Genomic DNA, 4,529 nt, shown 5'->3' with positions numbered 1-4,529 from the left:
ACCCGCCGCGCGCGCGGCGGCGAGCGCGAGCGCGTCGGTGTCGACCTCGACCTGTGCCACGCGCGCCCCCGGGACCTCCACCGCGCGGGCCGGGTGCCCGCGTCGCGCCGCGACCGTAGCAACGGCCGGCCGGCCGCCGCAGGCGTCGTCCACAGGCCCCGCCGAGCACGACGTTGCTGCCGGTATCGGCCGGATACCGGCAGCAACCTCGTGCTCGGGATGTATCACCGCGCGGCCGCGCGCATCTCTTCGGGATGGACGGGCGTCCCCCGCCTCGAGAACAGGGGCGGACGGGCGCCGTCCACCACGGGCACGGCCTCGGGGAGGACCCGGCATGGACGACCGCGACGCGGCCCTGGACCGCGCCCACCAGCACGCGACGACGTGGCTGCACACCCTCGCGACGCGGCCGGTCCCGCCGCAGGCGACCGTCGACGACGTCGCCGCCGCCCTCGGCACGGACCTCCCCGACGGCCCGACCCCGGCCACGGACGTCGTCGACCTCCTCGCCACCGCGTGCGGACCAGGTCTCACCGCGATGCCGTCCGGCCGCTTCTACGGCATGGTCATCGGCGGCACCCACCCGGCGGCGCTCGCGGCCGACTGGCTCACGAGCGCGTGGGACCAGAACGCGGCCCTGCGCACGCTCACCCCCGCGCACACCGCGGTCGAGGACGTGGCGAGCGCGTGGCTGCTCGAGCTCCTCGGCCTCCCCGCGACGAGCGCGGTCGGGTTCGTCACCGGCGCGACGACGGCGAACTTCACGGCGCTCGCGGCCGCGCGCACCGAGGTCCTGCGCCGGGTGGGGTGGGACGTGCGCCGCGACGGCCTGACGGGCGCGCCGCGCGTGCGCGTGCTGGTGGGCGCCGAGCGGCACGAGTCGGTCGACCTCGCCCTGTCCTACCTCGGCCTGGGGGCGCCGGAGGTCGTGGCGGCCGACGACCAGGGCCGTGTCTCGGCGGCGGCGCTCGCCGCCGCGCTCGACGCCGCACCGGGCGCGGGCGAGGGCGGCGACGTCCCGACGGTCGTCCTCCTCCAGGCGGGCAACGTGCACTCGGGGGCGTTCGACCCGTTCGCCGACGTGGTCGACGTCGCGCACCGGCACGGCGCCTGGGTGCACGTCGACGGCGCGTTCGGCCTGTTCGCGGCGGCGTCACCGGCGCTACGGCACCTCGTCGCCGGGTACGAGCGCGCCGACTCGTGGGCGACCGACGCCCACAAGACGCTCAACGTGCCCTACGACTGCGGCCTCGCGATCGTCGCCGACCCCGCGCCGCTGCGCGCGGCGATGGGGATGCACGGCGACTACCTCATCCAGAGCGAGGTGGGCGACCCGCTCGACAAGGTGCCGGAGCTCTCGCGCCGCGGTCGCGCCTTCCCGGTGTGGGCGGTGCTGCGCGCGCTCGGCCGCTCGGGCGTCGCCGACCTCGTCGACGGCTTCGTGCGGCACGCGGCAGCGTTCGCCGACGGCCTGCGCTCGATCGACGGCGCGACCGTGCTCAACGACGTCGTCTTCACGCAGGTGTGCGCGTCGTTCGGCGACGACGCGCGGACCCAGGACGTCGTGCGGCGCCTCCTCGCGGACGGCACGGCGTGGATGTCGGGCTCGCGCTGGCACGGCCGGTCCGTGCTGCGGATCTCCGTGAGCGGCTGGGCCACGACGGACGACGACGTCCGCGCGAGCCTCGACGCGCTGCGCCGCGCGGCGCGCGTCTGACCGGACGGCCCCGCGCACCCGACCGCCGCCGTCGCCCCGCCGCGCACGAGGTCCGTGCCGTTCCCGGGTGGAGAACGTCACGGACCTCGTGCTCGGCTCCTCGGGGTCAGCGGCCCCAGTGGCCCCAGCGCTTGCCGAGGTCGATCCGCACGAGGTGGCCGTCGGGCGGTGCCCCCTCGCCGGGCAGGGCGTTCGTCGTCGCGAGCAGCCCGCGGCCGTCCCACTCGAGCGCGGCGGGCAGCGGGGCCTCGACCACGGTGCGCGGTCCGCCGCGCTTCACCTCGGAGATCCGGCCCCCGAACAGCTCGGCCACGTAGACGTCGCCGCGGGGGCTGACCGCGAGGTCGGTCGCGCTGACGAAGCCCGTCGCGACCTGCCGCGTCTTCCCGCGCCACGGGTCGACCGTGTACACGGCGCCGCGGGCGCCGAGCCCGAGGCTCGGGTCCTCCGGGCCGCCGGGCAGGAGCGACACGTAGAGCTGGCCGAACGGGCCGATCTCGACGTCGGTCGGGACGGGCTCGAACCAGTACGTCTGGCCGACGGTGCACTCCGGCCACCCGACGGCCGCGGCGGCCTCCGGGGTGATCGCCGCGGGCTGCGCGGGCAGCACGGCGACCGTGCGGACCTTGCCGCGGTGGTCCACCGACAGGACGGTGTTCGAGCCGGCGTCCGCGATGAACGTGGTACCGAACCACGACGTGGTCGCGTAGGCGTGGGAGTCCTTGATCCCCTGGTACAGCGCGGGGAACATCGGGTTCTCCGGGACCTGGGCGACGCACGCAGGGTCGGTGTCGCGCAGCCCGTAGGTGACGCCGCCGTCGGGGTTGTTGGCCTGCTCGTACGCGTACGTGTCCACGAGGAGGCCCGGGGTGCCGCTCGGCCCGCCGCGCCGGTCGAGGCGCTGGGTCTTGACCACCGACGCCGTGACGGCCATGGTCTCGGGGTCGGCGACGGTCTCGGTGAACGTGAGCGTCCGGTGGCCGTCGTACGAGACGCCGGCGACCTCGGGGCCGCCCGACTCGTAGAGGACGGTCTGCGTGCCGTCGCGGCCGACGGCGGTCAGCAGACCGGCGAAGTCCTGGGTGACGTAGGTGGTGCCGTGGTGGCCCGCCGCGACGCTCAGCGGCCCGACTAGGCCGGTGGTGATGTCGGTGACGGTCGGCGGGCGGGGGTCGGGCCGGCCGCCGCCGTGCGCGGCGGCGGGGGCGGCGGCCAGCAGCAGCGTCGTCGCTGCGGCGGCCAGGACGGTGGGGACTCGTCTCATGGTGTGCTCCAGGGTCCGGCGGCGCCCGGGCCGCGACAGGGGAAGGCCGTGCTCGCCGAGGAGCACGCGCGGTCCGGGCGGGGGCGTGGGTGTCGTCGGGCCGGACGACGGAGGCGCGCGTCGCGGGCGACGGTGCCGTGAGCCGGCGCGGGGCCGGCTGGAGGGGCCTGCCGCTCGTCGGTGAGCGCGACAGCCTCGACGAGTGTGCACCCGGGGCGGGCGATCGCGCCACGATCGTCGCCCCGGGCGCCGATCTCTCAGCGGCGGCCGCCGCCCACCTTCAGGTCCACCCACACGAGCCGGTGGTCGCTGCTCGGGAACGGGAACGTGCCGGTCAGGCGCGAGAGCGGGTCGGCCTGCACGGGCCAGAACACGCCGGCGTCCCGGACCCGCAGGTCGCGCGACGGCAGCACGTAGTCGGCGCGCAGGTTGCCCGGCGCGGTGTCGGCGAAGTCCGCGGTGTCGTACGCCGGGTCGGCCTCGTGCGTCGCGTTCGCGCCGCCCTGGAGCGCGGCCGCCTCGGGACCGCCCTCCGACGCGGGCAGCGGGTCGGTGATCCGCCGGTGGTCGAGGAGCTGGTCGATCGCGGCGTCGACCGAGTCGCCGTCGAGCGGGTCGGCGTTCTGGTCGCCCACGATCACGAACGACTCGCTGGGCCGCAGCCCGCCGCGGCGCCCCTCGTCGTCGTAGACGTACCGCGACGCCTTCCCCGGGGTGACGTAGTCGGCCCAGAACCGGATCTCGTCGTGGTTGCGGCGGCCGTTGCGGTCCTCGGGCCCGTCGAACGTCGGCGGCGTCGGGTGGGACGCGAGCACGTGCACCGTCTCGCGGCCCACGCGCACCGGCACGTCCCAGTGCGACTTGCTCGACAGCCGCACGACGTCGAGCTCCTCCGGGGAGAACCAGTCGGCCGGCTCCGGCGTGGCGGGGTCGTCCGGGAGGAGCGCGCCCGGCATGTCCTTCCACAGGAAGTGCTGGAACGTGCGCACGTCGTCCGTCTCGATGGGGTACCGCGACAGCACGGCCATGCCGTACTGGCCCTCGAACGCCCCGAAGCCGAACGCGTCGTCCGGGCCGCCCACGGTGCCGTCGTTGTTGAGGTCGTGCCCGCTCGGGATCCCGGTGTTCGACGGCGCGACGTACGCGTACCGGTACTCGATCGGCTCCGCGCCGCCCTGGGGGACCTCGAGGTAGTTGTCGCGGAACAGGTCGACGGCCCGGCCGTCGGGCACGAAGTCGAACTCGTTGAGCAGGACGACGTCCGGGCGGGTGCGCTGCAGCACCTCGGCGATCGTCGCGGCCTGCGGGTCGTCCGGCGTCGACAGGTCCGCCTCGAGCTCGCCCGCCGCGGCGCGGTTGAGGCTCGCGTTGTACGTCGCGACGCGCAGCGTCTCGCCCTTCCCGTGGCCCCAGCCATGGCCACCACCGTGGCCGCGCTCGTGCCCGCGGCCGTGGCGGGAGCCGTGGCCGTTCCCGTCGTGCCCGACGGCGGCGCCCGCCGACGCGCCCACCGCGCCGAGGGCGAGGGTCGCCGCGAGCGCCGCGGCG

General features: G+C 76.2%; 3 protein-coding genes. 1 reads left to right on the top strand and 2 read right to left on the bottom strand.

Annotation, left to right across the window (positions count from 1 at the left end; translation table 11 throughout):
- Positions 1 to 334: 334 nt before the first annotated feature.
- The gene (locus tag JZ5iCDA_RS15800) at positions 335 to 1,717 is read left to right on the top strand and encodes a pyridoxal phosphate-dependent decarboxylase family protein (protein WP_069388011.1); all 1,383 of its coding nucleotides are present in this window, start codon (positions 335 to 337) and stop codon (positions 1,715 to 1,717) included.
- A 106-nt stretch (positions 1,718 to 1,823) separates the two neighbouring features.
- On the opposite strand, the gene JZ5iCDA_RS15795 is transcribed toward JZ5iCDA_RS15800, so the two are convergent.
- Together JZ5iCDA_RS15795 and JZ5iCDA_RS15790 are read right to left on the bottom strand one after the other, a co-directional pair.
- Positions 1,824 to 2,981: a ScyD/ScyE family protein gene (locus tag JZ5iCDA_RS15795; RefSeq protein WP_069388013.1), complete on the bottom strand. Its 1,158-nt coding sequence runs from the start codon at positions 2,979 to 2,981 to the stop codon at positions 1,824 to 1,826.
- A gap of 257 nt (positions 2,982 to 3,238) precedes the next feature.
- On the bottom strand, positions 3,239 to 4,369 hold the full coding sequence (locus JZ5iCDA_RS15790; RefSeq protein WP_069388012.1) for an endonuclease/exonuclease/phosphatase family protein: 1,131 nt from the start codon (positions 4,367 to 4,369) through the stop codon (positions 3,239 to 3,241).
- Positions 4,370 to 4,529 lie beyond the last annotated feature (160 nt).

The sequence above is a fragment of the Cellulosimicrobium cellulans genome, assembly GCF_001722485.1.
GTDB lineage: Bacteria > Actinomycetota > Actinomycetes > Actinomycetales > Cellulomonadaceae > Cellulosimicrobium > Cellulosimicrobium cellulans_A.
This window is presented reverse-complemented; position numbering and strand designations above follow the sequence as displayed.